Source organism: Psychrobacter sp. TWR1-1-1 (assembly GCF_049895865.1).
In the GTDB taxonomy this organism is placed as follows: domain Bacteria; phylum Pseudomonadota; class Gammaproteobacteria; order Pseudomonadales; family Moraxellaceae; genus Psychrobacter; species Psychrobacter immobilis_A.
Genome location: NZ_JAFCTE010000008.1, coordinates 33682 through 56932, shown reverse-complemented (window position 1 = coordinate 56932; position 23251 = coordinate 33682). Strand labels below are relative to the sequence as shown.

Sequence of the window (23251 nt, the reverse complement as noted above, 5' to 3'; positions counted from 1 at the left end):
TTTATTCTTCATGCCACAACCTACTCATAGGTTTATAGGTGCAATATGCCGGTCACTGCCAAGATTCCGTCCAGCTCAGCGGTCACTTGCTATTCACACTTAAGTCATCAATATTTGCAGTATAAAAACACGGATAGATATCTCTTACCTCTGGTTTATCAGCATAAATCCTTTCCAGTACACAACGCTTACGTTTCCCCTTATAAATCCTCAAGCCTTGCTCAGGCACAACAGGGTTTCACCCTTGTCGAAATTGTAGTGGTGGTCGTTATTCTATCTATCTTTGCCGGCATGATGAGCTTGTCGGTGGGCAGTAGTGAATCGCGTAAAAACCGTGCGTTTTATGAGCATTTAACGGATTCACTGAGCTATGTACGGTTGTTGTCTGCTGAGCGTATGCAGCCGATGGGTTTAAGTTTACAAGCAGATAAACAAGGTCAAGTAGCTCCTGTGATTGTGACTTTATCAAATCCTTATATTGCCTATCAGACCAATGATACCCCGTCAAATAGCATGGACAGCACGCCTAAAAATTCGATGGAATTGTCTGCTGACCTGACAAGTAGGTCGGGGGCGATGGGAAAGCAACAGCCAGTGCCTAGCTGGGAGATTGAGCCAGAAGTCAGTTTGCCAGAGTTACCTGCTGGGGTTAGTTTAAGGGTGCAAAGCTTGGAGGCTGGCAATCTATCAATGCCTGAACAGGGGCAAACATTGCAGCCTTGGTTTGCCGATCAAGCAGTCCCACAGATATTATGGTTTGGTACAGGGCAAGCAACGCCTGTCACCATTGAGGTGCTGCATAATTCGCGTCTGGTGGGCGAGGTCATTACCATTATGCCTGATGGTAGTATGACGATCGGACAAGGACTGTAGCTGATGATAGATAAGGATGGCATTATATCTGCTGATATAAACAAAAAGCCAATGCTATCAAAGCATGAAAGCGGCTTTACTCTGATTGAGGTAATGGTGGCGTTAGCGATTTTAGCAGTTGTTGCTGTGGCTGCTAGCCGTGCCAGTAGTGCTTATCTCAGCTCAGTGGATGTCTTACGCACACGTACATTGGCACATTTTGTCGCACAGAATGCGGCCGCTGATTTGCGTATCCAAGAGACATGGCTGACGGCCAATCGCACACAAACAATCCATGCTCAAGGGCGTGATTGGCAAGTAGTGATGACGGTTAGTGATGCCATTACGCCCGCTTTAAAAGAGGTGAATATCGCTGTCGCACCCATTATAGATGGACAGACGCGTACCGCCGTGACTGATATCAACGTAATATTGAGCAATGTGGAGCAAGACGTTGGCAGTTTGGACTTAAGCAGTTTGGGTGCTGATATTGCAGGGCAGTCTGGAGGCAATCCGTGAAGTCGCAGCGTGGATTTACGCTACTTGAATTGATGGTTGCCATGGCAATATTTGCGATGCTGGCGGTGGCTGGCTGGCAAGTGTTTGATAGCGTCAACCGCGCTCGCGAACGTGCACAATTTCATGCTGATAACTTAGCTGTTTTGCAATATGCCTATTTGCAGCTACAGCAAGACATGGGTCAAATTATCCCTTATCAAATACCAAATACTCAAAATATCAGTGTGACAAATAACAGTACAAACGCCAGTGATAGCACAAACAATAGCGCCCAAGCCAATGAAACAGTGCCTGAGCCTTTTGTGAGCTTGGATGGTGAGCATGTCAGCTTTGTTCGTTTTGCCGACCCTGATCCACGTTATCAAAGTAGCATGAGTGTCCAACATATCGAATACATTTTTGCCGATGAGCGTTTAATTCGCCGTCAATATACCAGCATCGATGGTGGGCGCGATAGCATCAGCCTAGACAGTGTATTACTCGAAGGCGTCACCGCAGGGCGTTGGCAAGCATATTTACCTGAACTGAGCACCAAATTTCCCAATAAAGACAGCAGTAATAACGGCAATAGCAGTACAAATCAAACCTCTGGGCAGACGACCAATGCTGTAAGCGCCAAGCCAGCAGTGGTTTTATTGCCCAAAGGCATTGCTGTCAATTTTACTTATCAGGATATGCCCATCACTTGGCAGTGGGCGCTTGCTCCTCAACCAATGCCAATTAACAATACCAACAAAAGCAATAACAATGCTGCTAATAATGGCAATGGTAGCAATAACGATAGTAGTGATAAGACTAATAATGACGACCCGAATAGCAATGTAAATAACAATGCAGGAAGTAATATTTAAAATGTACCACTGGGTCAATAATAAAGGCGGCTTAAGTCAATGATAGCGCACTCTCAGCGCGGAGTAGCGCTGCTCACTATCTTACTATTGGTGGTCAGTATTACCGTGGTAGCGGGAGCGATGCTTGCCAGTCAAAAGATTGCTATTAGGCGCAGCGGCTTATTGTTTGATCAAAATCAGCTGTCACAAGATATCAATGCTGGTCAGCAATTAGCCATCACGATGATTCGTGCTGACGATAAGCTGAATGACACAGATAGCGAGCAAGACATTTGGGCGCAGCCATTGCCGCCTTATTCTTTAGCCAATCATAGCATCAGTATCGAATTGCGCGATGAAGCCAGTCGTTTTAATATTAATAACTTATATCAGAATGGCGCGGTTGATAGTGCCGCCTTAGCCATATTTCAAAGACTGTTGACACAATTAAATCTGGAACCTGATATTGCTATTGCTGTTCTTGATTATCAAGATACGGATAGCGACGTTTATCAAGATGGTGGTGATGAGAGTGTGGTTTATTCTCAGCAATCAAGTGGCTCAGCGAGTAAGACTTTGCCCAATCAAGCATTGGTCAGTGTCGATCAATTGCAAGAGATTCGAGGGGTAAATGCTGAAGTATTAGCGGCACTACGTCCTTATATTACGGCGGTTCCATATTATGTGCCTATTAATGTCAATACGGCCAGTCCAGTTTTGCTGGCTGCACTGATAGATGGCGCAACCAGCCAACAGATGCAGGGATTGGTCGATATGCGGGCAAAGCAGGCGTTAGCCTCTATCGATGATGTGTGGAAATTGCCGATGTTGAGCAGCTTAAATGATGATCAGCGAAAGGCATTAAAACCACTGCTCGCAGTCGATAGCCAAGCCTTTATGGCGCTTATTACCGCAACGGATAGTGCAAGTCTTGGTCAACAAAGACAACGGTTTGCAACCGTATTGATTAGTAAAATTGCGACTGATACTGGCGCGGCAGTAGGGAGTAATGCGAATAACAGCACGCCTAACAATAATAATGAGAATGGCAATAATAAAAAAGCCAAAGAAATTAAAGTGGTGACACAGCGTTTATGGGCATTTAGACCCAGTTTCTAACGTTGAGTCACCTAAAAAGAGTCTCAATCAGTGCCGAGGTAGTATATCTGACGCCACCTAATCTCCTAAGTGCGTCTCTTCCGTAGATTTCCAGTTATAAGCACCATAAAACAACATCTGTGCTTGGCGAGTGCAATTATGGAGCATCAGCTGTTTATTTTCTTCAATCTCGTTCAGATCGATTTCATCATCATGGTCTTCAGTATAAGTCAGCTCCAACCAATCGATAATCCAAGAAAAGAACATATTTACCCCAGCTTCAGCCAGTAGGCGACGGTCATAGGCATTGATATGAGTAAAAGCAGGCTGTAGCGCTAAATCATCAGCCAAGCTTTGAGCATGTTTTTTGACAAGTTCATTAATAGCTTTGCGTACAGCTTCTGAGCCACCGTAGCGCTCACTGACTAAAAATTGCCAGTAATAAGGCTGATCACTAACCATATACAAGAACAGCTGAATGCTCTTAGCAATTTGGCGATCAAAGCTACGTTTACGCCCAATTTGCAAGCTATCGCTTAGGATCGCCAGCGTACCGCCTAGCTCTTCTACCACCAATGCTCGACCAAGCGATTCCATGTCATCGAAATGCCGATAAAATGCGGTCGGCACCACGCCAACCTCACGCGTTACTTGCCGGAGGCTGATAGAGCTAAAAGACTGCCCTGTCATACATAAATCAAGCACGGCATTAAAAAAGGCGTGCCGAGTTTGAAGTTTCTTTTGTTCGCGACTGCTCATAATATTTCAAAATTGTCCAATAAGGGTTTATCATACTCATTTCAGCGTAAAAATACGACTGAAATACGCAACTTGTGTTAATTTACTAGACCTGCACGGGTCTTTTAAACCATTGTACCCCAATGGCCTTGTAACTCTTGTGCCAATCGATACGCCTCATGATCATTCATCCCAGTGATAAAGTCCAATATATTTAAGATATTATGATAGACATTATCTGATAATACCCGCCGATGCTCATCCAGATGTGGCTGTAACAACATTAGTAGGCGCTGCTGCTCAAAGGAGGTGGGGGTAGCTTTTGCGTTTGCCCAAGCCAGTGGTATAAAGGCGTCTAATAATCGGTGCAAGCATTGATTGGCCATCAATTCCATACGTACTTTACTTGGGTGATTGAATATTTTTTCGCGTGCCAATTGCTTGGCCTGCAAGATGCCATTTTGCACATTTGCATCACAATGGGTAAATAAACTGCCTTGTAGTGTACCAGCCAGCAATGCATCACTGTTGGCGACAAAAGCATCGGTCACGGTATTGACCAAGCGCATCATCGCACGGGCTCGCAATGACGCTAAGCTCTGCCTGACAGACATGTGTACGGGCAGATTGATACTGTTAGGGCGCTTACCAATCAGCTCATAAAATATGGCGGCAACCTCACTATAGGTCAGCATATTGAGATTGATACCATCTTCTAAATCGATCAAGGCATAGCAAATATCATCTGCCGCTTCTAGTAAATAAGCCAGCGGATGACGTGCAAAACCATCGTGCTGTGTTGAGCGCGGTAAATGCAAACAGGCTGCCAACTCTTCTAATTGTGCTGACTCGCTATAAAAACAGCCAAATTTTTGTACATTTTGATGGTATTTATCATTGTCATCGTTGCTGTGAGAGGCAAGCCACGGATACTTCATAAAAGCGCCTAAGGTCGCACAAGTGAGACGCATACCACCTTTATCGGGATGGTGCTCATTACGCGCCAACAGTCGAAACCCTTGTGCATTACCTTCGTAGGCCAGCAAGTCCAAGCGCTCGTTGCTACTTAACTTTTGTAATATCGCTTGAGGGTCAGGCTGCCTAAACCAATCTCGAATGGCATACTCTCCCGCATGACCAAAAGGCGGGTTGCCAATATCGTGAGCGAGGCACGCTGCTTGTACAATGACACCGACATCGGCTGGCGATACGCCTGCTGGTAGACCGCTGGCCAATTTATCATGGAGCTTTTCTGCTGCCATCATTGCTAGAGAGCGTCCAATAGAGGAGACCTCAAGCGAATGAGTCAGACGTGTATGGATACCGAGCTGATTGGTTAATGGATGGACTTGGGTTTTTTGATTCAACTGCCGAAAGGAGTGAGAAAATACCAGTCTGTCGTAGTCTTTGTGAAACTGAGAGCGAGTACTCGTATTGGTGTTAAACTTTTTGGCAGCACCAAGACGCTGCGAGTTGAGGAGATGAGACCATTGTGTGGTAGGAGACGGCAAAGAGGTTGGAGTAGTTAGCATATTGAAACATCCGAAACCAAGGGAGCCTCTAGCATAGCAAAATAGCGCCCTTGGTACAGCTACTAAGATTTCTGGCAGTTAAAAAGCACCTCTTCCTCTTCGATAGCTACATTGCTGCCCAATGTTTTATTTCGCAACGTTGCCTTGTCACCATTTACTTGCCATATAATGCCATGGGTATTATCTAATCCGATATCACTAGTATAGATGGTTTTTTCAGTACTGGCGTCGCTATCAGAAGTAGCGGTCAAATCGTATTCGATACCATCGATGAGTAGGTGCACTGTCTGCAATGGAGCATCATCATGGTAGGACACGCCGATAGTAGCAGTAGGCTCACAAGAGAATGGTGTGCTGTTGCTGGCATGTTCTGCATGATCGTGGCCTGCGTGCGCGCTTTCTTCGTGGCTATGACTTTCATGATTGTGTCCTTCATGACCTTTTTCCATAGCATCGTGCTCTTCATGAGCATGTTCAGCGTGATCGTCTACGGGCGTTACTTCTTCAGATACTACCGTATCACTTTCTGTATTAGGCTGACAGCCCAATAGAGAGCCTGTCATGATACTTCCTACAAGCGCAACACTGGCAAATCTAGAAAAAGAGAAATAGTCAGTCACAGTATAAGTCCTCAAATAGTAAAATAAAGATATGTTATAATATAACAATGTTAAGATAAAATAAAGCCGATGATGGAGAATTTCCAACATCGGCTTATTAACTATCAGACAGGATGTACTGCTTAAAACTACACGTTAAATCTAAAGTGCATGATATCGCCATCTTGTACGATATAGGTTTTGCCTTCTAAACGTGATTTGCCAGCGGCAGCTGCGCCTTTTTCACCGTTGTATTCGATAAAGTCGTCATACGCAATGACCTCAGCACGAATGAAACCGCGCTCAAAATCAGTATGAATCACGCCAGCGGCTTGCGGAGCCGTTGCGCCAACTGCAACCGTCCAAGCGCGCACCTCTTTAACACCAGCAGTAAAGTAAGTCTGCATATCTAGCAAATCATAACCACCGCGAATCACTTGATCAAGACCGGCTTCTTCCATATCCATCTCAGCTAGGAAGTCTTTTTTGTCGTCTTCATCAAGCTGAGCGATTTCAGATTCGATTTGGTTGCATAGAGCGATAACGATAGAATCTTCGCCAGTCGCATAGTTGCGTACTGCATCAAGGTAAGGGTTGTTTTCAAAGCCATCTTCACTGACGTTGGCGATATACATGGTTGGTTTTAGGGTGATTAAACCATAACTTCTGATAAGCTTTTTCTCATCAGCATCTAGGTTCGCTGCGCGTGCCGCTTTACCTTCTGCTAATAAAGGCTCAACTTTTTTAAAGATATCAAGCAATGCTTGCGCGTCTTTATCACCACCTTTGGCCTTTTTGGTTTGGTTGTGAATGGCACGCTCAACGGCCTCTAAATCTGCCAATGCCAATTCAGTATTAATGGTTTCGATATCATCAATAGGGCTGACGCGACCATCAACGTGGACGACGTTGTCATCATCAAAACAGCGTACGACGTGCGCAATCGCATCAGTCTCACGGATATTGGCTAGGAACTGGTTGCCCATGCCTTCGCCTTTTGAAGCACCAGCGACTAGACCTGCGATATCCACAAACTCCATCGTCGTTGGTAATACGCGCTCAGGCTTAACGATATCAGCCAGTTTCTTTAGGCGTGGGTCAGGTACTGGTACGATACCTGTGTTGGGATCTTTGGTACAAAATGGAAAGTTTTCAGCGGCGATTCCCGCTTTGGTTAACGCATTAAACAAGGTGGATTTACCCACGTTTGGTAGGCCGACGATGCCGCAATTAAAACCCATAACATTCTCTCAATATAGTAATAAAATCAGTTGGTATAAAGATTGGTTAAATGATAAATCAAAATTGGGCACATTGTAGCAAATTTACCTGAATAGGGGTGAGGTTGTTGTATTGTATACTGAGATTTTGCGTTTGGTCATGACTGGTAATTTTGCTGTTTTATCGATTATGGTAAGCTGTGCTATAAAATGATAGTTTGGCTTGTCGGCGTATGACAGGTAAGCGCCTACGACTCGTCACACTGTACAAGTAATCTTCATTATGAACACCAAGCGCTCTCAGTCAAATCTGCAAACCACTATGTATAAATGCGCCGTATTGATAAAGGCCGCTAAAATAAAACGAAAGGCAAAACCCTATAATGACACCCACGATTTTTGACACGCGCCACTACAATTATCCGCAAAACTTCATCGAGATTAAGCCCAAGCTGGCACGACTTGAGCAGGCAATTAAAAAGCTAGAGGCAAATTTAATTGATGCTAATAATGCTGCAAATATTGAGCTGTTAAATGAAAGGCTGAATATTGAATTAGGATTGAAAGTAAACTATGCCTGTGAACTAAATCCTGACCAACTATTAGCAGCCACCACTATCGAAGGCAAGGTGCTAGTCATTGCTGGTGCAGGCTCTGGCAAGACTAAAACGCTCACGTACCGTACCAGTTATTTATTAGAGAACGGGATCACGCCCAAAAGCATCCTGCTACTGACTTTTACGCGTAAAGCAGCGAATGAAATAAAAGGTCGCGCCAAAACCTTACTTGCGAATACCTTATTTGATAAACAGTCTGATGAAGACTTGGTAAAGGATAAGCTGCCAACGGATAAACGGCTCAACGGTATTACCAGTGGTACTTTTCACTCATTCTGCAACATGCTGCTGCGTCAGTATTCAGGTTTATTGGGCATCAATCCGCGATTTACGATTTTAGACACGGGCGATAGCGAAGATGCCATCGACTTAATTCACAAAGAAAAAAAGTATCCCGCGCAAAATAAGAGCCAAGCATTCCCGCGCAAAAAGACACTGCAAAATATTATTTCTAGCTCTCGGAATAGACGTATTCATATCCGTGATTTAATCGAAAGCAGTTATCCTGATATCGCCGTGCATATTCCTATTATCGAACAATTGGCGGTCGATTTTCATGAGTATAAGCGTGCCAATCATCTCTACGATTTTGACGATATTATCAGTCAGGTCGTGCGCCATTTGAAGACGAATGATACCTTTCGCCAAATGCTACAAAACCAATATCGCTACATCATGGTTGATGAATATCAAGACACCAACATTCCGCAAAAGCAGCTGATAGATTTGATTGGTGCATCTGAGTCGGTCTCGCTGATGGTAGTCGGTGATGACAATCAAAGTATTTATGCTTTCCGCGGTGCCAATTACGAAAACATTCTGTTATTCGGTGAGACCTATCCCGATGCCAAGCTGATTAAGCTCGAGCAAAACTATCGCAGTACGCCTGCTGTTTTGGATTATATCAATGCTCTGTCAGCGCAGATCACGCTAGGCTATCAAAAAAAATTGTACTCTGGCGCATCAATAATTGGGCAAAAACCAGTATTTAGCCGTTTAAGTGACGAGACAAAAGAAGCCAAGTATATCGCCGAAAAAATCATCGAGCTAAAGTCGGATTATGATTACAATGATTTTGCGGTACTGTGCCGCACGTCGTTTCAATCTAACTATGTGCAACTAGAGTTTATGGAGCGTCATATTCCATTCATTGTGGTGGGCGGTATTAAGTTTATTGAAAGGCGACATATCAAAGACGTTTTGGCTTTTGTTAAAGTACTCTACAACCCGAATGATACGATTGCTTGGCACCGTATTTTGACCTTGTTCCAAGGCGTGGGGACGGTCACCGCGACGCGTTTGACCCAAGCGATTAATGCCGATGACAACTCCTTTGAGCCACTACTCACGCCAAAGTTTGCTAAAAAAAGTGCACAGCTTGAGCCTTTATATAATACGCTGACTAAGGCAAATCAGGCTGAATCCGTCGAGACAGTCATCGAGCATGTTTTAGCGTTTTATGTTCCCATCCTAAAAACGATTGAGGAAAATTGGCGAGAGCGCAACGAGGACTTTCGTGTGCTCAAAAATTTGGCAATAGAACACAGTAGCCTTGATAACTTCTTAGAAAATTTGGCACTCGATCCGCCTAATGATTCGGTCGCAGCCATGGATAAACCAGAGGATAATGACACAGATAAAGTGACTATTTCGACCATTCACAGTGCCAAAGGGCTGGAGTGGCCAGTGGTGTTTGTTAACTCATTGGTCGATGGTATCACGCCGCACTATCGCTCTTTGGATGATTTTGAGGAGCTAGAAGAAGAACGAAAATTATTCTACGTTGCTTGTAGTCGCGCCAAGAGCAGACTGTATCTAACGGCACCTGATTACTTTGCCAGTTATTCAGGGTATTTTGACAAGCCATCGCGGTTTATCGCTGAGCTGTCTGCTGATGAGGTGACGGTAGAAACTTCTAAACAAGTGAGAGAAGAGAGTGATGATCCAGTGTGGTGGTAGTGTTTTATCGAATTCACAGTAATAATATTTCGAGGTATTAGGTTTTGTATAAGCAAATAGCTAAAGCTTTATTAGTCCCAATTATTGCTTCAATAAGTAGTTTTCCTGCTTTAGCTGTTGAGGACTGTATGCCGCCGACGAGTCACTATAGAAATATTCAATGTACTGATAATAAGCATCTATTTGTTGCTTATGATGACGATTATCGTCCACAAGCGTTACTCAATATAAAAGGTAAAGTAACAGCTAGTCTCAAAGATTTTGATAAAGTTGAGGCGTGGTTGTACAGCGATGGATTTTTTCCTGTTTTAAAAAACGATCAAGTCGGCTATATCAACGAACAAGGTAAACTGGTCGTACCTACTATTTACGACAACTTAATAGATCCTAATAATAAATATAATGAGGTTTGGGCAAACCCTGTTTATCAAGGTAAAATTGTCGTTGTAAAAGATGGTGCATATGGTGTCATCGATACTAACAATAAAGTTATTCTCAGTTTTGAAAATAACTACGCCATGATGGATTTTTTTAGCAATGACAGGGCTCCTGTTTATGACTTTAATACGGAGTTATGGGGTCTTATAGACACTAACGGTAAAGAAGTTGTTGCCCCGCAATACGACGGTCTGGATGGTCATTTGGGTGGACACTATGGTTTTCATGAAGGTCTGCTCGGTGTAATTAAAGATGATAAATGGGGGTTTGTTACCAAGACGGGAGCTGTTGCTGTCCCTTTCATTTATGATGAAATAAGACCTTTTAGTGAGCAGCTCGCTGGCGTGCGTAAAGGTAATCGTTGGGGCTTCATAGATGGTGCCAATAGAACTGTCATTCCTTTCAAGTTCTCGGACGATAAAGTACAGAGGATGAGCGTTACTTCTTTTGGTGCAACGTATTTCAATTTTAATAATGGTACAGCGCAGATAGAAGAGAAAAGTGATGGTACGTCTGTCTGCATTAACAAGCTAGGTAAAATAGTGGCTTGTAGTGAATGGTGATTCTTTAAGTTTAAGTATAGTCAAGTTCATATAAATCAGCTACATCGTCAGCCTCGATAACCATACTAATGTATAGCTTGCACTCGGCTTCCTCGTATCGGAATTATTTAAATTCAAATATAGTTAAGAACAGAAAAATCCGTGCTTTGATAAAAGACGGATTTTTCTTAAGATAATTATGATAGTCGCTATGAACTGAGTATCTAGCAGGCTATAAATGTCTAGGTCTCAGCTTCAATATCGAGTATGGGTTCTTCAACCGTAGTGACGACTCTAGATTCAACATACGAGCTGCTATGTGCCGTGTCGGTAGTGATTGGATAAATCTCTAAGCGTTCCAATTCTGCTAATAAATCTTGGATGACTTCTTTTTTACGAGTGACAAAAGTGGACGCAAAGCAGCGCCAAAATTTCCAGCCAGCACGCTCCAAAATACGCTGACGTTGCATATCGCTGTCCCATTTGTCAGGACCATGATATCTATCGCCATCACATTCAATGGCTAGGCTGTTGTCGTTTTCACCTTCGACTACCATATCGATTCGGTAGGCACCTGCTTTAACCTGTGGAACCACTCGATAGCCTCTCTCCACCAGAAGATCAAAGACTTCCGTTTCAAAGGGAGACTCACATTTTTGACGCGAATCAGAGACTTCTTCCTCATCTTGCATGAATGGTGCTTGAAAGTGTTTAATAAGCTCTGCTCGGTAGTAATCGGCTTGGCTTAGTTCATCCAGTTCAATACTACGTACTAAATACATTCTATCGCGCGCTCTTGAAGCAGCGACATTCATCCGCTGGGCGAAAGTGTCTCTCGTTTGTGCATGGGCCGCTCCGGGTACCACTACCAATGACAAAAACATGATATCGCGCTCTTTACCTTGAAAGGTTCTGGCATCACCGCAAGCGATGTCAAAAGCAGTCATTACCGCTTCATCTAGTTCTTTGTTGAGTATCTCCATAATATTATGTGCTTGCTTATTGCCTAGCAACGAGACAACACCGATGGTTTTACCTTTGTAAGCTGGATCAGAAACGATGAACTTGATTTCATCGACGATAAATCTGACTTCTGAAGGATTAATATCAGAGCCTTTAAGACGATAGCCATCGGTGACATAAACATCAATCAATGGTGGGTCTAAGCGCTCTGAGGGTTTTGCTTTACGCAAAGGTATCAGCTCATGATTGTAAAACTCACGTTTTGAGAACTCAATAATAGGTGCCACACTGCGAAAATGTTCTTTTAGCATCACACTGCTATCTGCAAAAACGACTTTGAATAAATCGTAGATTGAACGATCAGGTGACATCTGTGAGCGATAAACAGGGACTTGATTGCTCAAATACTGTGCCATCAGGTTACGGATTTTCTCGATATCGAGACCGACGCCTTCTGGTGACACTTGCTTATCGTCACCAACGATTAACACTTTTTTGGCTCTCATAATGGCTGGCAATGCCGTTAAGTCAGATTGAGACGCTTCATCGATGATAACCAAGTCAAAACTGCCAAATTCTGCTGGCAAGGACTCAGAAATACGATAATGCGGCATAATCCAACACGGAATAGCAGCACTTGCTCCCGCAGAAGCTTCGCGCGCTTCACGGCGATAATAATGCGCGCCTTTGCCTGTTCCCTTACCGATACGCATAATGGCAGAGCGGTATTTTTCTAAAGAGGCTCTCACGTTTGGTGTCGCATTTTCTGCAACTTTTAGCCATGCTCTTTTGGTGATGGCTTCTTGATAGAGTCTGGCTAAGCTTACTTCTAAATTGCCACGAGTTTTGGCCAGTTGAACCAATTCCTTGCGACCATCGATGCTGTCTATAAAGCTAGTCAATCTAGCAATTCGCCAAATCTGCTGCCAGTTATCTGATGCCAAGGTGTCTTGAGAATTATTATGAGGTTCATAACGCAATTTCTTTGCCCAAAGTGGTGCGCCGTTATCTTCAATGAGTTGGGTAACGTCAGCGACTGTCTGTAAATCTGTTGCAAGGTTATTCACGCGTTGCAACTCATTTAACAGTTCTTGATAGTCTGTTTGTAATTGTTCATCAGATAGATTTGGGTCACCAATCTTTTGAGTGACAAATGCCGTCATTTTTTCACTAATAGAGCCTTTACAGTCGGCAAGATTAGTCAGTAAGGACTCTTTTAACGTGAGACTTTCAGCCAGATTATGTCTCTTTAAATGTTGTTTAAGAACACTTTCAATCTCAGTCAAAATATCTTTGTTATAAGGTGCTGTAGAGATAACACCCCAATCTATAAATATAGTGCTTAACGCCTGCTTGATACTGTGCTGCAAGTTGTGACTAGCAACGATTTCATCGTATAGATGAACGGCTGAATGTAACGCAGACAGATTATTGGGCGATACCTCAAATATCGGTAAGGACAGCTCATTTGATAAGGCGTTCCAGCGAAGGATAAGCGCTTGAGATTTTTTTCTAAACGTTATAAAGCTGGATATATACTGCCAATCTGCCGTACTTGATGGTGCTGATGAGACTATCGTAATAGACTCAAGGCTTCTCTTTTCAGCAGACTTGCCAAAAATACCAGCGAGACCAAATGGCTTTTTGCCTTCAGATAAGTTTTTAACCGCGTCAACGAGCTCTGGATTTTTATCAAAATCATCAGTCATCGTAATAGGTTTGGTTAAATAAATGGTTCTCTCATCAAAAATGGCTTTGATCTCATCGTTCAATATAGTGAGATGAGCGATAATGTCTTGCTTAGTTTCATTAGCCAAATGCTGCTGAATATCCGTCGTCCAATTCTGGCCAGCCGCTACAATCTTTTGTATCAGGTCAGTCAAACGAGATGTACTGGCAGTGATTTCCTGAGCAATGTTTATTGTGCTAGCACTGTCATTTATTAAGCTTGGTAATTCTCCTTGCTGCTCAGCTGCTTGCGACTCATTGAGGTAACTCAAATCCTTATGAAGTTGCTTGATAGCATTGGTGGGCGGCATATCTACAACAGCAGGAATTTTTTTATTAAGATAACTCAAATCATGGCCGAGGTTTACTCTTGCGTCTTTTAGCGCTGTGATATCAGCATGAGTAAATCGAGGCTTAAACATCTCTTCTATGCCCAATTTATCGGGAAAGCTTTCGATAAGCTGCTGGTTTTGAGCAACCTCAGTCGCGGCATCTATGGGCTTGATCGTTTCATTATCGATAGTGATGTCATCAAGATTTAATCTTGCCCAAGCCGTAATTTTATGGTCAGTGCTTGCGAGCTGTGCATGGATGGTATCAATTTGATTGTCAAACATGAGAATGTCTTTTTTGTAGGCCTCACGATTGATACTAGATACTTCGCTCGATATTTTTTTGATGGTATGTTCAAACTGTTTTAACCCTTCGTTTTCACTGGTTAGTAGACTAACGGCGAGGGGACGAATAGATTCAGGCAGTTGTCCTTGCAGTACTTTTAGCGCAGGGTCTTTCATCGATGTGACCAGTACTCGCTTGCCAAGTGCTAAGTAATGACAAATAACATTGGCAATAGTATGGGTCTTACCTGTGCCGGGCGGGCCTTGAACGACGACTCCATCGTGGACATCTAACTGCTGTATGATTTGTACTTGTTCATCGTTGAACGCTTTGGGGAAATATAGCTCGGCTGGCGTGCCGATATAGCTATCACTGCCACTCACCATAGACAAACCACGATAAGCAGGCAGTATATTTTCTTTGTTTTCTGTAGCAGGTTCTGTCAGCATTGCCTTAAGGGCGCTCGGTAAATCAATGTCAGTGACCGATTCTAGCTGAATGGATAAGTTGTTTAAGTCTTGCAAAAAGATATTGTTACTTCTAGGACGAGCCATAATGACCCATGTGTCAGTAACAATCAGGTTTTTTTGCGCTTTAGGGATTTTTCGATCATCTGCAATGGTATGATCTGGTTGATAAACGCCAGAGGAATCAAGCAAAGTAACGGCTGACTTTAAGATAGGCTCATAGCTACTTGGCAAAAAAGGACTTAAGGACACATCTTCTGAATCATAAAAATCTTTGCTGTTCTTTAATAACTTCGCTAAACCCTGATTTTCTTCTATAGAAAAAGGCTCCGTTTCAAGCGTGGGAGCGGATAGGGTAGGCTTGATGAGTAATGCCATTGTCTTTTGATCTAAGGTGATTTCAACAGATTGCGTCAATAGTGGATACTTTATCTGCTTGCTACTCTGCTCATCGTCCGTGCTTTTTCGTGTGGCAATACCCACACCCCACACCAACTCTAACTGTGCATCAGCGAGATTGCCCTGAAGCTGTTGGTTAAGCATGAATAGACTGGAATACAAAGCAATGCTTTGGCGAACGAGTTTCTCTTCTGCTAGCCAAGGTTTCCAAACGTCTTTGAGATATGTATTGAATTCATCTCGTACAGTGTCTTTCGCAGGAAAGTCTTTTAAGTAAACCTCTGCTTGTAATGGCTCCTCTACCTCTAATGATTCATTTGTATAATTATTGTCAACTTCAAACGGAGTAAATACCTCTGTAGCGCCCGAGGACAACAGACCATCATCGATGAATGGTTGCACAGATGTTTTTTCTTTTAATGACGGTTGATCGCTAAACTTAACTGGAAACTTTAACCAATGTGCTAACAGTGCGCTGTTGGATTTAGGTGCTGAGTTTTCACGCAATCGCTCTAAACGAAGCCAAACGTCCTCTGGGGTATCGTCGGTGATGTTAAGGTTGATACCCGGCAAGCCTAATAATTGCTCCTCAGTACAAGTGAAATCACTGTGTTTAGCAAAATCTTGAGTAGGCGCTTTTTTCATCAAAGCACACTGCTTGATGAACTCAATTTGAGAGGCCAGTCTTTGTGCGTAAATACTCATTTGTTAAACCTTCCAAATCATCAAAATATTAGCCCTGACCTCACTGGCACATCATAAATACTGTTTATCAGATTTTATAATTAAAATGCTTAGGCGGCTGATCATTTCTAAATTAAAAAAAAGACCAAACTATAGCACAGAAATTGATAGCACTAAGTCGCATCTAGTATTTTTAAAAATGATGGCTAATCATTACTATTTTATAAACCAAACTCTCATTATTCCTATCAAAAATACTTTCTTTAAAACCCTATAACCAAAAGTATTTAATAGCAAAAATATTTATGAGATTGGGGTTTAATATTCAGCTCAATGCGTTACTATTACCACCTTATTCCGTTAGACCCTCATATTTGATACTTTGTATTAACACCATAAGAAAAGGATAGGTTATGCGCTATGAAGTGATCGTTATCGGTGCAGGTATGGTTGGCACGTCAGTCGCGTGGCATTTACAAAAAAATAATTCAAAAGTACTGATGTTAGACAAGAAGTTGCCAGGGTCAGAGACCTCGTATGGCAATGCAGGATTGATTCAGCGCGAAGCCATTCATACCCATCCTTTTCCTCGTCAACTGACTGAGATGATCCGAGTATTGCCGAACCAAGGTACCGATATTCGCTATCGTATTCCAGCAATTTTGCGTTATCACCAAGCGCTGCTACAGTACTGGAAATACTCTACGCCCGCTTCGGTCAAAAAAATAGAATCAGAATGGCAGACACTGATCGCGCATTGTACCAGTGAGCATCAGACAATGATTTCAGCATCTGGTGCTGACGAACTAATCACTCGTGACGGCTGGTTGCAATTGCATCGCTCGGAAGAAACGTTTAAAGAAGCACAAGCATCAGCCATTGATGCGCGCAATCAAGGCGTTGAGCATAACGTACTAAACCTTGAAGCGCTAAAAGCCATGGAGCCTAGCGCTAATTTTGAAGGTTTCGTTGGTGCGATTCATTGGAAAAACTCTTGGCAAGTATCGAACCCAAGCTCGCTAGTAAAAGCCTATGCGAAAAATTTCCAAGAGATGGGCGGTACAATTAAAGAGAGCGATGTAAAAGAAATCGTACAAGACGGTGAAGGTTGGAAAATCATTACTGATAATGACACTTATTATAGTGATAAGTTGGTTATCGCAGCAGGTCCATGGTCTAATGATTTGATCAAGCCACTTGGCTATAATCTGCCATTGTTCCCAATGCGTGGCTATCATCAGCATTTCAAAGTGACAGAAAAAAATACCATCAATCATAGTATGTTTGATATGGACAAAGGCTTTGTGATGGGGCCAATGCAGCAGGGTATCCGTATCACGACCGGTGCTGAGATGACCACGATGGATGCACCAAAGAACTTTGGTCAATTAAAAACGGTTCTGAAGCTGGCTCGCAAAATCTTACCATTAGAAGATGCGGTTGAGAGCGAAGCATGGGCAGGATCGCGTCCTTGTATGCCTGATATGAAGCCAGTTATTGGTCCTGCAGACAAGCATGAAAAACTATGGTTTGCCTTTGGTCACAGTCATCAAGGCTTTACTTTAGGGCCTATGACAGGGCGTCTGGTTGAAGAAATGATTCATGACAAGCCATTATTAGTAGATGTTGCGCCATTCAGTGCTCAACGTTTTTCTAATTAACAGCGCATTTGACAGATTTAGCACAGACTTAAATTAATAAATTGAAGGTATATAAGATGATTAAGAAGCTACATAGCAATCAACGTATGAGTAAAACCGTAATCCATAACCAGACTATCTATTTGTGTGGTCAGGTAGGTAATGCAGAAGACGATATCAAAGCGCAAACATTGACTTGTTTGGAGAAAATCCAAACGTTATTAGAAGAAGTGGGTAGCGATAAATCAAAACTACTGTCAGTAACGGTTTGGATAAAAGACATGGCAGACTTTGCTGCTATGAATGAAGTCTATGACCAGTGGTTTGAAGGCATTCAGCCGCCAGCTCGTGCTTGTGGCGAGTCTGCATTGGCACGTCCTGAGCTGTTGGTCGAGATGATTGCCATCGCCGCTGAGTAAGTAACAGATTGATTGTAGTAGTTGTTTAAAAAAGGCCATGATATCGCTATCATGGCCTTTTTTTGTTTTCCTGTTTTCTCATAGATTGGTTGTGAGTATATTTTTATAAGCTATCAAAGTAGATTAAGCTATATTTATTCAACTTATGTTTTATAATATTATGTGTTTCTCACGTTACCTGTTATTATACGCCAGCAACAGTTCTGAGATAATAAACAGCCTCTCAAAACCATCATTTTTTAGCATTGATGGCTAAGCAAACTGCTGGTAGTTATATTTTCAATGTCTTTTTAAATTAATAATAGTTTGTTTCTTATTGAACATTTTGAGGAAATTCACGTGGAATTCATAGGTGTTATTTTACTTGTCATCGCAAGCATCATGTGCATTATTTATAGCATTAAGTTAATTATTATAGCCTTCCAAGAGTCGGTACTCTGGGGGCTGTTATATCTATTTCTTCCATTTGCCAATTTATACTTTATTATCACTCGCTGGGCAGAGTGCAGTTCACCATTTTTGAGATCACTCATAGCCGTTGCATTTATGATTGTGGGCGCTTTGATGGCTTCATAATAATAGCAACGTCATCTTTTTTTAGTCAGAATATTTTCGTCAAACAGTTAGCATTCTTTCCATACCGCTTGGCGCTTTTCAACAAAGGCGTCAATACCTTCACTCACATCGCCTGCCATCATATTACAAGTCATCACTTCACTGGCATAGTCATAAGCATCTTCGACGCTCATATTCAATTGCTTATAAAACATATCTTTGCCAGTTCTTACCGCTACTGGAGATTTGGTAGTAATCGCCGTTATCAACGATTGCAAGACTTGTTCTAATTGCTCTGATGGTGCAACTCGATTAATCAATCCATATTGTAGGGCGGTATGTGCATCGATAAACTCACCAGTAATCAGCATCTCAAACGCTTGCTTACGAGGTAGATTGCGACTGACGGCTACAGCAGGTGTGGAGCAAAAAAGCCCAACGTTTATCCCTGAAGTGGCAAATTTGGCTTTATCAGCGGCAACGGCTAAATCACAGGCGGCGACCAGTTGGCACCCTGCTGCTGTCGCGATACCTTGCACTTTTGCAATGACGACTTGCGGTATACGATTAATAGTGAGCATCATGTGACTGCATTGTTGGAATAGGGCGCGCTGAAAGTCTTCATCTGAATGTGCGCGCATCTCTTTTAGATTGTGACCGGCACAAAACGCTTTACCATTTGCTGCAATGACGACTACACGGATATTGTCATCTTGAGCGATACTGTCCAGTTCCGATTGTAGCGCAGAGAGTAGCTCAACGGATAAGGCATTGAATTGCTTTGGTCGGTTTAAGGTGAGAGTGACCACGCCACTTTTTCTATCGTCTTTTCTAATAACGAGAAAGTCGTCCATGTTTAAGGCAACGTCAGAGTTTGTCATTTATCATCCTTGATAATGGGTTGTTTCGTTTGGTAGATGCTATGTATAGCTACCTAAATAGTAGCATGGCTTACCTCTTATATAATAGGTTGCTCATGTAGAAAGCAGACAAATAAAAATAGCGATCTCATATTCTGAGGTCGCTATTTGTTTATCAGTCAGATACAAGTCAGGGCTGTATTAAGCTGTATTAAGCTGTATTTATTATGCGCCTTCGCTATAAATAAGCTCGTAGCTGTGGCTGTATATCTCGACGATATTGCCAAACGGGTCTTCCATATAGATCATGCGGTAAGGCTTTTCACCAGGGTAATAATAGCGTGGTTTTTCCATACGCTTTTTACCGCCTGCTGCAACGATGCGCTCAGCCAACTCTTCAACATTTGGATCTTGAACACAAAAGTGAAAGATACCTGTTTTCCAATATTCAAAGTTATTTTCAGGGTTTTCTTGATTTTTAAATTCAAAAATCTCAACACCGATACGGTCACCAGTAGATAGGTGAGCAATACGGAAACTGCCCCAACCTGAACCGAATACTTCAGTACACATCTCACCAATCGGGCTATTATCTTCAACAATCTCTGTTGGCTCCATGATGGTGTACCAACCCATTACTTCAGTATAAAATTTTACGGCGGCTTCTAGGTCGGGAACTGAAAGGCCGATGTGCGAAAAACTCCTTGGATAAACGTTGTTCATAGCTTTTGCTCCTGTTAGTTGTACTCTTATTTAACATGAGGCCAGTATACAAACATACGATTATTATGTAAAATTATCAAATATTATATAAATAATTATGTATCGTAATGATAAATATCACATGGTTGCGCACTTTTTGTGCGCTTGCCGAGTTCGGGCACTTTACTCGTACGGCTGAACGCTTACACATGACCCAATCTGGCGTGAGTCAGCATATACGTAAGCTAGAAGATCAGTTGGACACAGACTTACTGATTCGTCAAGGAAAGCAGTTCTCATTGACCAATGCAGGTGAGCAGCTCTATGAAGAAGCAGGCGAGATATTGCAGCGCTTATCAAATCTGGAGCAGCGTATCGGTGAAGATCCTCATTATGAAGGATTGGTGCGTTTGATGTCGCCTGGTAGTGTGGGACTCAAGCTATATCCGCAGCTTTTGACCTTACAACAGCAGCACCCAAAGCTAGTGATTGATTATCGCTTTGCCCCAAATTCTGATATTGAGCGGGCACTTGCCAATCATGAGATTGACATTGGTTTTATGACGGATATCTCAGATGATGAAACGGTTAGTTGCAAACCTATGGCGCAAGAAGCGCTAATATTAGTGACACCTGCAACTACGGTAGAGCCGAGCTGGGAGCATCTCACCGAGCTTGGCTTTATTGATCATCCAGATGGTGCCCATCATGCAGGCATGCTACTGACTGCCAATTATGAGCAATTTCAACACATCAATGATTTTGAGAAAAAAGGCTTTTCGAATCAGATAGGATTAATCTTAGAGCCAGTGAGTAGGGGTATAGGCTTTACCGTGCTACCTGCACATGCAGTGGCTGCTTATCAAAAGCCTGAGCTTATTAAAAACCATCATCTGCCTGTTGCCGTTAGCGAGACGCTATATCTTGCGGTAAGACGACAGCATGCACTCTCTAATAGAATGCATACTGTCATTGATGAAGTAACGAAATGGCTATAGCATTAATACATGAATAATTAGCCTTACATTTTGTTTGTAATACAGTTTGGCTAGCAACAGTATCTATATATGAACGTGAAACACGCCATAATTTATTTAGATATATTTTCGATTTATGCTACATCTATGGACTAATAATGAATATACAGCTATTAAAAAAGACATACTTTAATATTGTAATGACTTATATGATAGCTGGACTACCAATACCTGCTATTGCCGAAGATTCAGTGTTGATAAGTGATTTGGCTACTATTGAGTCGCTTGCACGGCAAGGAAATGCTATTGCTCAGTATAATTTGGGTGTTATGTATGCAGCAGGTTCAGATGTCGAGCAAGATAATGTCAAAGCTTTTGAGTGGTTGAATAAATCTGCCAGTCAAGGATTAGCTGAAGCGCAATATAATATCGGTGTTATGTACGATCAAGGTATAGCTGTACCACAAAGCCATGAAAAAGCCTTTACCTACTATAGCCATTCTGCTAAACAAGGCTATAGCAGAGCCCAATATAATCTTGGTAATCTTTACTCTAAAGGTGAAGGTGTCGTTCAAAACGATATCAGCGCCCTTGAACATTGGCAACAGGCAGCTGCGCAAAATAACAAGTTAGCACAGTTTAATTTAGGCATTGCTTATGCCGATGCTAAAGGTGTCCCTAAAGATAATATAACAGCGTTTAAATGGTACAAAAAATCTGCTGAACAAGGCGTTGCTGGTGCTCAATTTAATTTAGGTGTTCTGTATCAGCAGGGTCAAGGGGTTTCTAAAAATAACGTAAAAGCGGCTGAATGGTTCGAAAAAGCAGCTAAGCAAGGCATGGCAGAAGCTCAGTTTAACCTTGGTTTTATGTATTATAAAGGCGAGGGTGTAAAATTAGACTATAGCAAAGCAGCGCATTGGTTTGAAAGCTATAGTCAGCTAGGATATCAAGACGTGCAAAACGAATTAGCAAAAATTTATATTCTAAGTGATGGTGTCCATGGCGATAGAGTAGGTGGGTTAGCAGGGTTAAAGCGTATCTGTGACACTGGCATCCAGAAATATTGTGATATGTATACAGAATGGAGCCAAAAAACAGATTAAATGGTTTGGCTCTGTTCTGCTTTGAAATGATAAAAACATCTATCTCATCTTAATACCTAAGCGCATAGCAGCAGCAATATTTACAGCCGTGGTTTCAATATTGTCATAAGCCTGACTCAGTACGTTTTCGATGGTATCTACTTTTTGAATACTGGGCATGATGACCTCGAACTGGCTAGTTTGCGCAGGTTTGAGTCCGTCAACACTACCACAAATAGCAATGACCGGCGTATGGCTGGCTTTGGCAAGCTGACTGATGCCACCTGCCACTTTACCCATGGCTGTTTGCGCATCGAGCTTACCTTCGCCAGTGATAACGAGATCAGCCTCTGCAATATGCTGCGACAAATGAGCCACCTCAGCAACTGTGTCAAAACCTGATTTTAGCTTAGCTTGAAAGAATGTCATCATCGCGTAGCCAAGACCACCAGCTGCTCCAGCGCCTTCGACATGTTGGCAGTCCTCATAACCGTGATGACCGCACATGGTGGCAAAGTGACTGAGTGCTTTGTCTAAGGCTTTTACTTGCTCTGGACAAGCGCCTTTTTGTGGACCAAATACTGCGCTCGCACCCAAAAGACCACATAATGGATTGGTCACATCACAAGCGACTTCAAATACTGTGTCTAATACCTTTGCATGAAGATTTATATTATCAAGCCTATGTAGGCTGGCAAGTGCGCCACCACCATGAGTGAGTAGAGTGTCATTGATATCGTGAAAGGTGATGCCTAATGCCATTAGCATGCCAAGACCTGCATCATTGGTTGCGCTACCACCTAGACCAATCACGATACGTTTAGCCCCTTCTTCTAACGCATCAGCAATCAGCTCGCCGACACCGTAACTGCTAGCAATGACAGGATTGCGTTCATCGCTTGTCAGTAGATGTAATCCGCACGCTTGAGCAACTTCGATGACAGCCGTAGCGTCGGGCAATAACAAATACTTTGCCGTTATCGATCTCATGAGTGGGTCGTGTACCACCACTTCTTTCCAGCGTCCGCCTAATACATAAGACAATACCGCAGAGGTGCCTTCACCGCCATCTGCCATCGGCAATAGCTTATAATCAGCCTCTGGAAACACTTGACTGAAGCCAGATTGAATGGCGCGGCAAACATCCAGTGCGTCTAAGCTTTCTTTAAATGAGTCGGGAGCAATTAAAATTTTCATGAATGTCTCTTTG

The 23251-nt window shown here is 42.6% G+C and carries 18 protein-coding genes; 10 read left to right on the top strand and 8 right to left on the bottom strand.

The window, feature by feature from the left end; all coding sequences use genetic code 11:
* Window positions 1-45 precede the first annotated feature (45 nt).
* The 4 genes from ACP69U_RS09220 to gspK are packed head-to-tail and all read left to right on the top strand — an operon-like array spanning window position 46 to window position 3320.
* Window positions 46-873 carry a prepilin-type N-terminal cleavage/methylation domain-containing protein gene (locus ACP69U_RS09220; protein WP_227675913.1) on the top strand — a complete coding sequence of 276 codons (828 nt, stop codon included), beginning with the start codon at window positions 46-48 and terminating at the stop codon, window positions 871-873.
* 3 nt (window positions 874-876) lie between these two features.
* On the top strand, window positions 877-1371 hold the full coding sequence (gspI, locus tag ACP69U_RS09215) for a type II secretion system minor pseudopilin GspI (RefSeq protein WP_198329712.1): 495 nt from the start codon (window positions 877-879) through the stop codon (window positions 1369-1371).
* Window positions 1368-2222, top strand: a complete 855-nt coding sequence (gene gspJ, locus ACP69U_RS09210) for a type II secretion system minor pseudopilin GspJ (protein WP_198329711.1) — start codon at window positions 1368-1370, stop codon at window positions 2220-2222. Before gspI ends, gspJ begins: the two co-directional genes overlap by 4 nt.
* 39 nt (window positions 2223-2261) lie before the next feature.
* Window positions 2262-3320: a type II secretion system minor pseudopilin GspK gene (gene gspK, locus ACP69U_RS09205; RefSeq protein WP_198329710.1), complete on the top strand. Its 1059-nt coding sequence runs from the start codon at window positions 2262-2264 to the stop codon at window positions 3318-3320.
* A gap of 57 nt (window positions 3321-3377) precedes the next feature.
* Here the strand turns inward: gspK and ACP69U_RS09200 are convergent, their stop codons facing one another.
* From ACP69U_RS09200 to ychF, 4 genes are all read right to left on the bottom strand, one after another.
* Complete coding sequence (locus ACP69U_RS09200) at window positions 3378-4058, bottom strand: TetR family transcriptional regulator (RefSeq protein WP_045446867.1); 681 nt, start codon at window positions 4056-4058, stop codon at window positions 3378-3380.
* A gap of 104 nt (window positions 4059-4162) precedes the next feature.
* Window positions 4163-5569 (bottom strand): deoxyguanosinetriphosphate triphosphohydrolase, encoded by a 1407-nt coding sequence (locus ACP69U_RS09195; RefSeq protein ID WP_198329709.1) that lies wholly within the window; start codon window positions 5567-5569, stop codon window positions 4163-4165.
* Window positions 5570-5631: 62 nt separating this feature from the next.
* Entirely contained in the window at window positions 5632-6132 is a 501-nt protein-coding gene (locus tag ACP69U_RS09190; RefSeq protein WP_087815014.1) for a hypothetical protein, read from the bottom strand.
* Between the two features lie 185 nt (window positions 6133-6317).
* Entirely contained in the window at window positions 6318-7409 is a 1092-nt protein-coding gene (gene ychF / locus ACP69U_RS09185; RefSeq protein ID WP_201501482.1) for a redox-regulated ATPase YchF, read from the bottom strand.
* 362 nt (window positions 7410-7771) lie between these two features.
* Between ychF and ACP69U_RS09180 the strand changes: the two genes are divergently transcribed.
* Both ACP69U_RS09180 and ACP69U_RS09175 read left to right on the top strand, forming a co-directional pair.
* Window positions 7772-9964 carry an ATP-dependent helicase gene (locus ACP69U_RS09180; RefSeq protein WP_426138370.1) on the top strand — a complete coding sequence of 731 codons (2193 nt, stop codon included), beginning with the start codon at window positions 7772-7774 and terminating at the stop codon, window positions 9962-9964.
* A gap of 44 nt (window positions 9965-10008) precedes the next feature.
* Window positions 10009-10965, top strand: coding sequence for a WG repeat-containing protein (locus ACP69U_RS09175; RefSeq protein WP_193009362.1), 957 nt, complete (start codon window positions 10009-10011; stop codon window positions 10963-10965).
* A gap of 221 nt (window positions 10966-11186) precedes the next feature.
* On the opposite strand, the gene ACP69U_RS09170 is transcribed toward ACP69U_RS09175, so the two are convergent.
* Window positions 11187-15824 (bottom strand): AAA domain-containing protein, encoded by a 4638-nt coding sequence (locus tag ACP69U_RS09170; protein ID WP_198330774.1) that lies wholly within the window; start codon window positions 15822-15824, stop codon window positions 11187-11189.
* Between the two features lie 392 nt (window positions 15825-16216).
* Here ACP69U_RS09170 and ACP69U_RS09165 point away from each other — a divergent pair, with 392 nt between their 5' ends.
* Window positions 16217-17464 (top strand): NAD(P)/FAD-dependent oxidoreductase, encoded by a 1248-nt coding sequence (locus ACP69U_RS09165; protein WP_109590201.1) that lies wholly within the window; start codon window positions 16217-16219, stop codon window positions 17462-17464.
* A 59-nt stretch (window positions 17465-17523) separates the two neighbouring features.
* The gene (locus tag ACP69U_RS09160) at window positions 17524-17862 is read left to right on the top strand and encodes a RidA family protein (protein WP_055124581.1); all 339 of its coding nucleotides are present in this window, start codon (window positions 17524-17526) and stop codon (window positions 17860-17862) included.
* Between the two features lie 623 nt (window positions 17863-18485).
* On the opposite strand, the gene ACP69U_RS09155 is transcribed toward ACP69U_RS09160, so the two are convergent.
* Window positions 18486-19298 (bottom strand): enoyl-CoA hydratase, encoded by an 813-nt coding sequence (locus tag ACP69U_RS09155; protein ID WP_426138369.1) that lies wholly within the window; start codon window positions 19296-19298, stop codon window positions 18486-18488.
* Between the two features lie 204 nt (window positions 19299-19502).
* On the bottom strand, window positions 19503-20000 hold the full coding sequence (locus ACP69U_RS09150; RefSeq protein WP_426138368.1) for a lactoylglutathione lyase family protein: 498 nt from the start codon (window positions 19998-20000) through the stop codon (window positions 19503-19505).
* Window positions 20001-20107: 107 nt separating this feature from the next.
* Here ACP69U_RS09150 and ACP69U_RS09145 point away from each other — a divergent pair, with 107 nt between their 5' ends.
* Entirely contained in the window at window positions 20108-20977 is an 870-nt protein-coding gene (locus ACP69U_RS09145) for a LysR family transcriptional regulator (protein WP_426138366.1), read from the top strand.
* Window positions 20978-21165: 188 nt separating this feature from the next.
* Window positions 21166-22062 (top strand): tetratricopeptide repeat protein, encoded by an 897-nt coding sequence (locus ACP69U_RS09140; RefSeq protein WP_176393070.1) that lies wholly within the window; start codon window positions 21166-21168, stop codon window positions 22060-22062.
* A 39-nt stretch (window positions 22063-22101) separates the two neighbouring features.
* Here ACP69U_RS09140 and ACP69U_RS09135 read toward each other — a convergent pair whose 3' ends face one another.
* Window positions 22102-23238, bottom strand: a complete 1137-nt coding sequence (locus tag ACP69U_RS09135; RefSeq protein WP_198330778.1) for a glycerate kinase — start codon at window positions 23236-23238, stop codon at window positions 22102-22104.
* Between the last annotated feature and the right edge of the window lie 13 nt (window positions 23239-23251).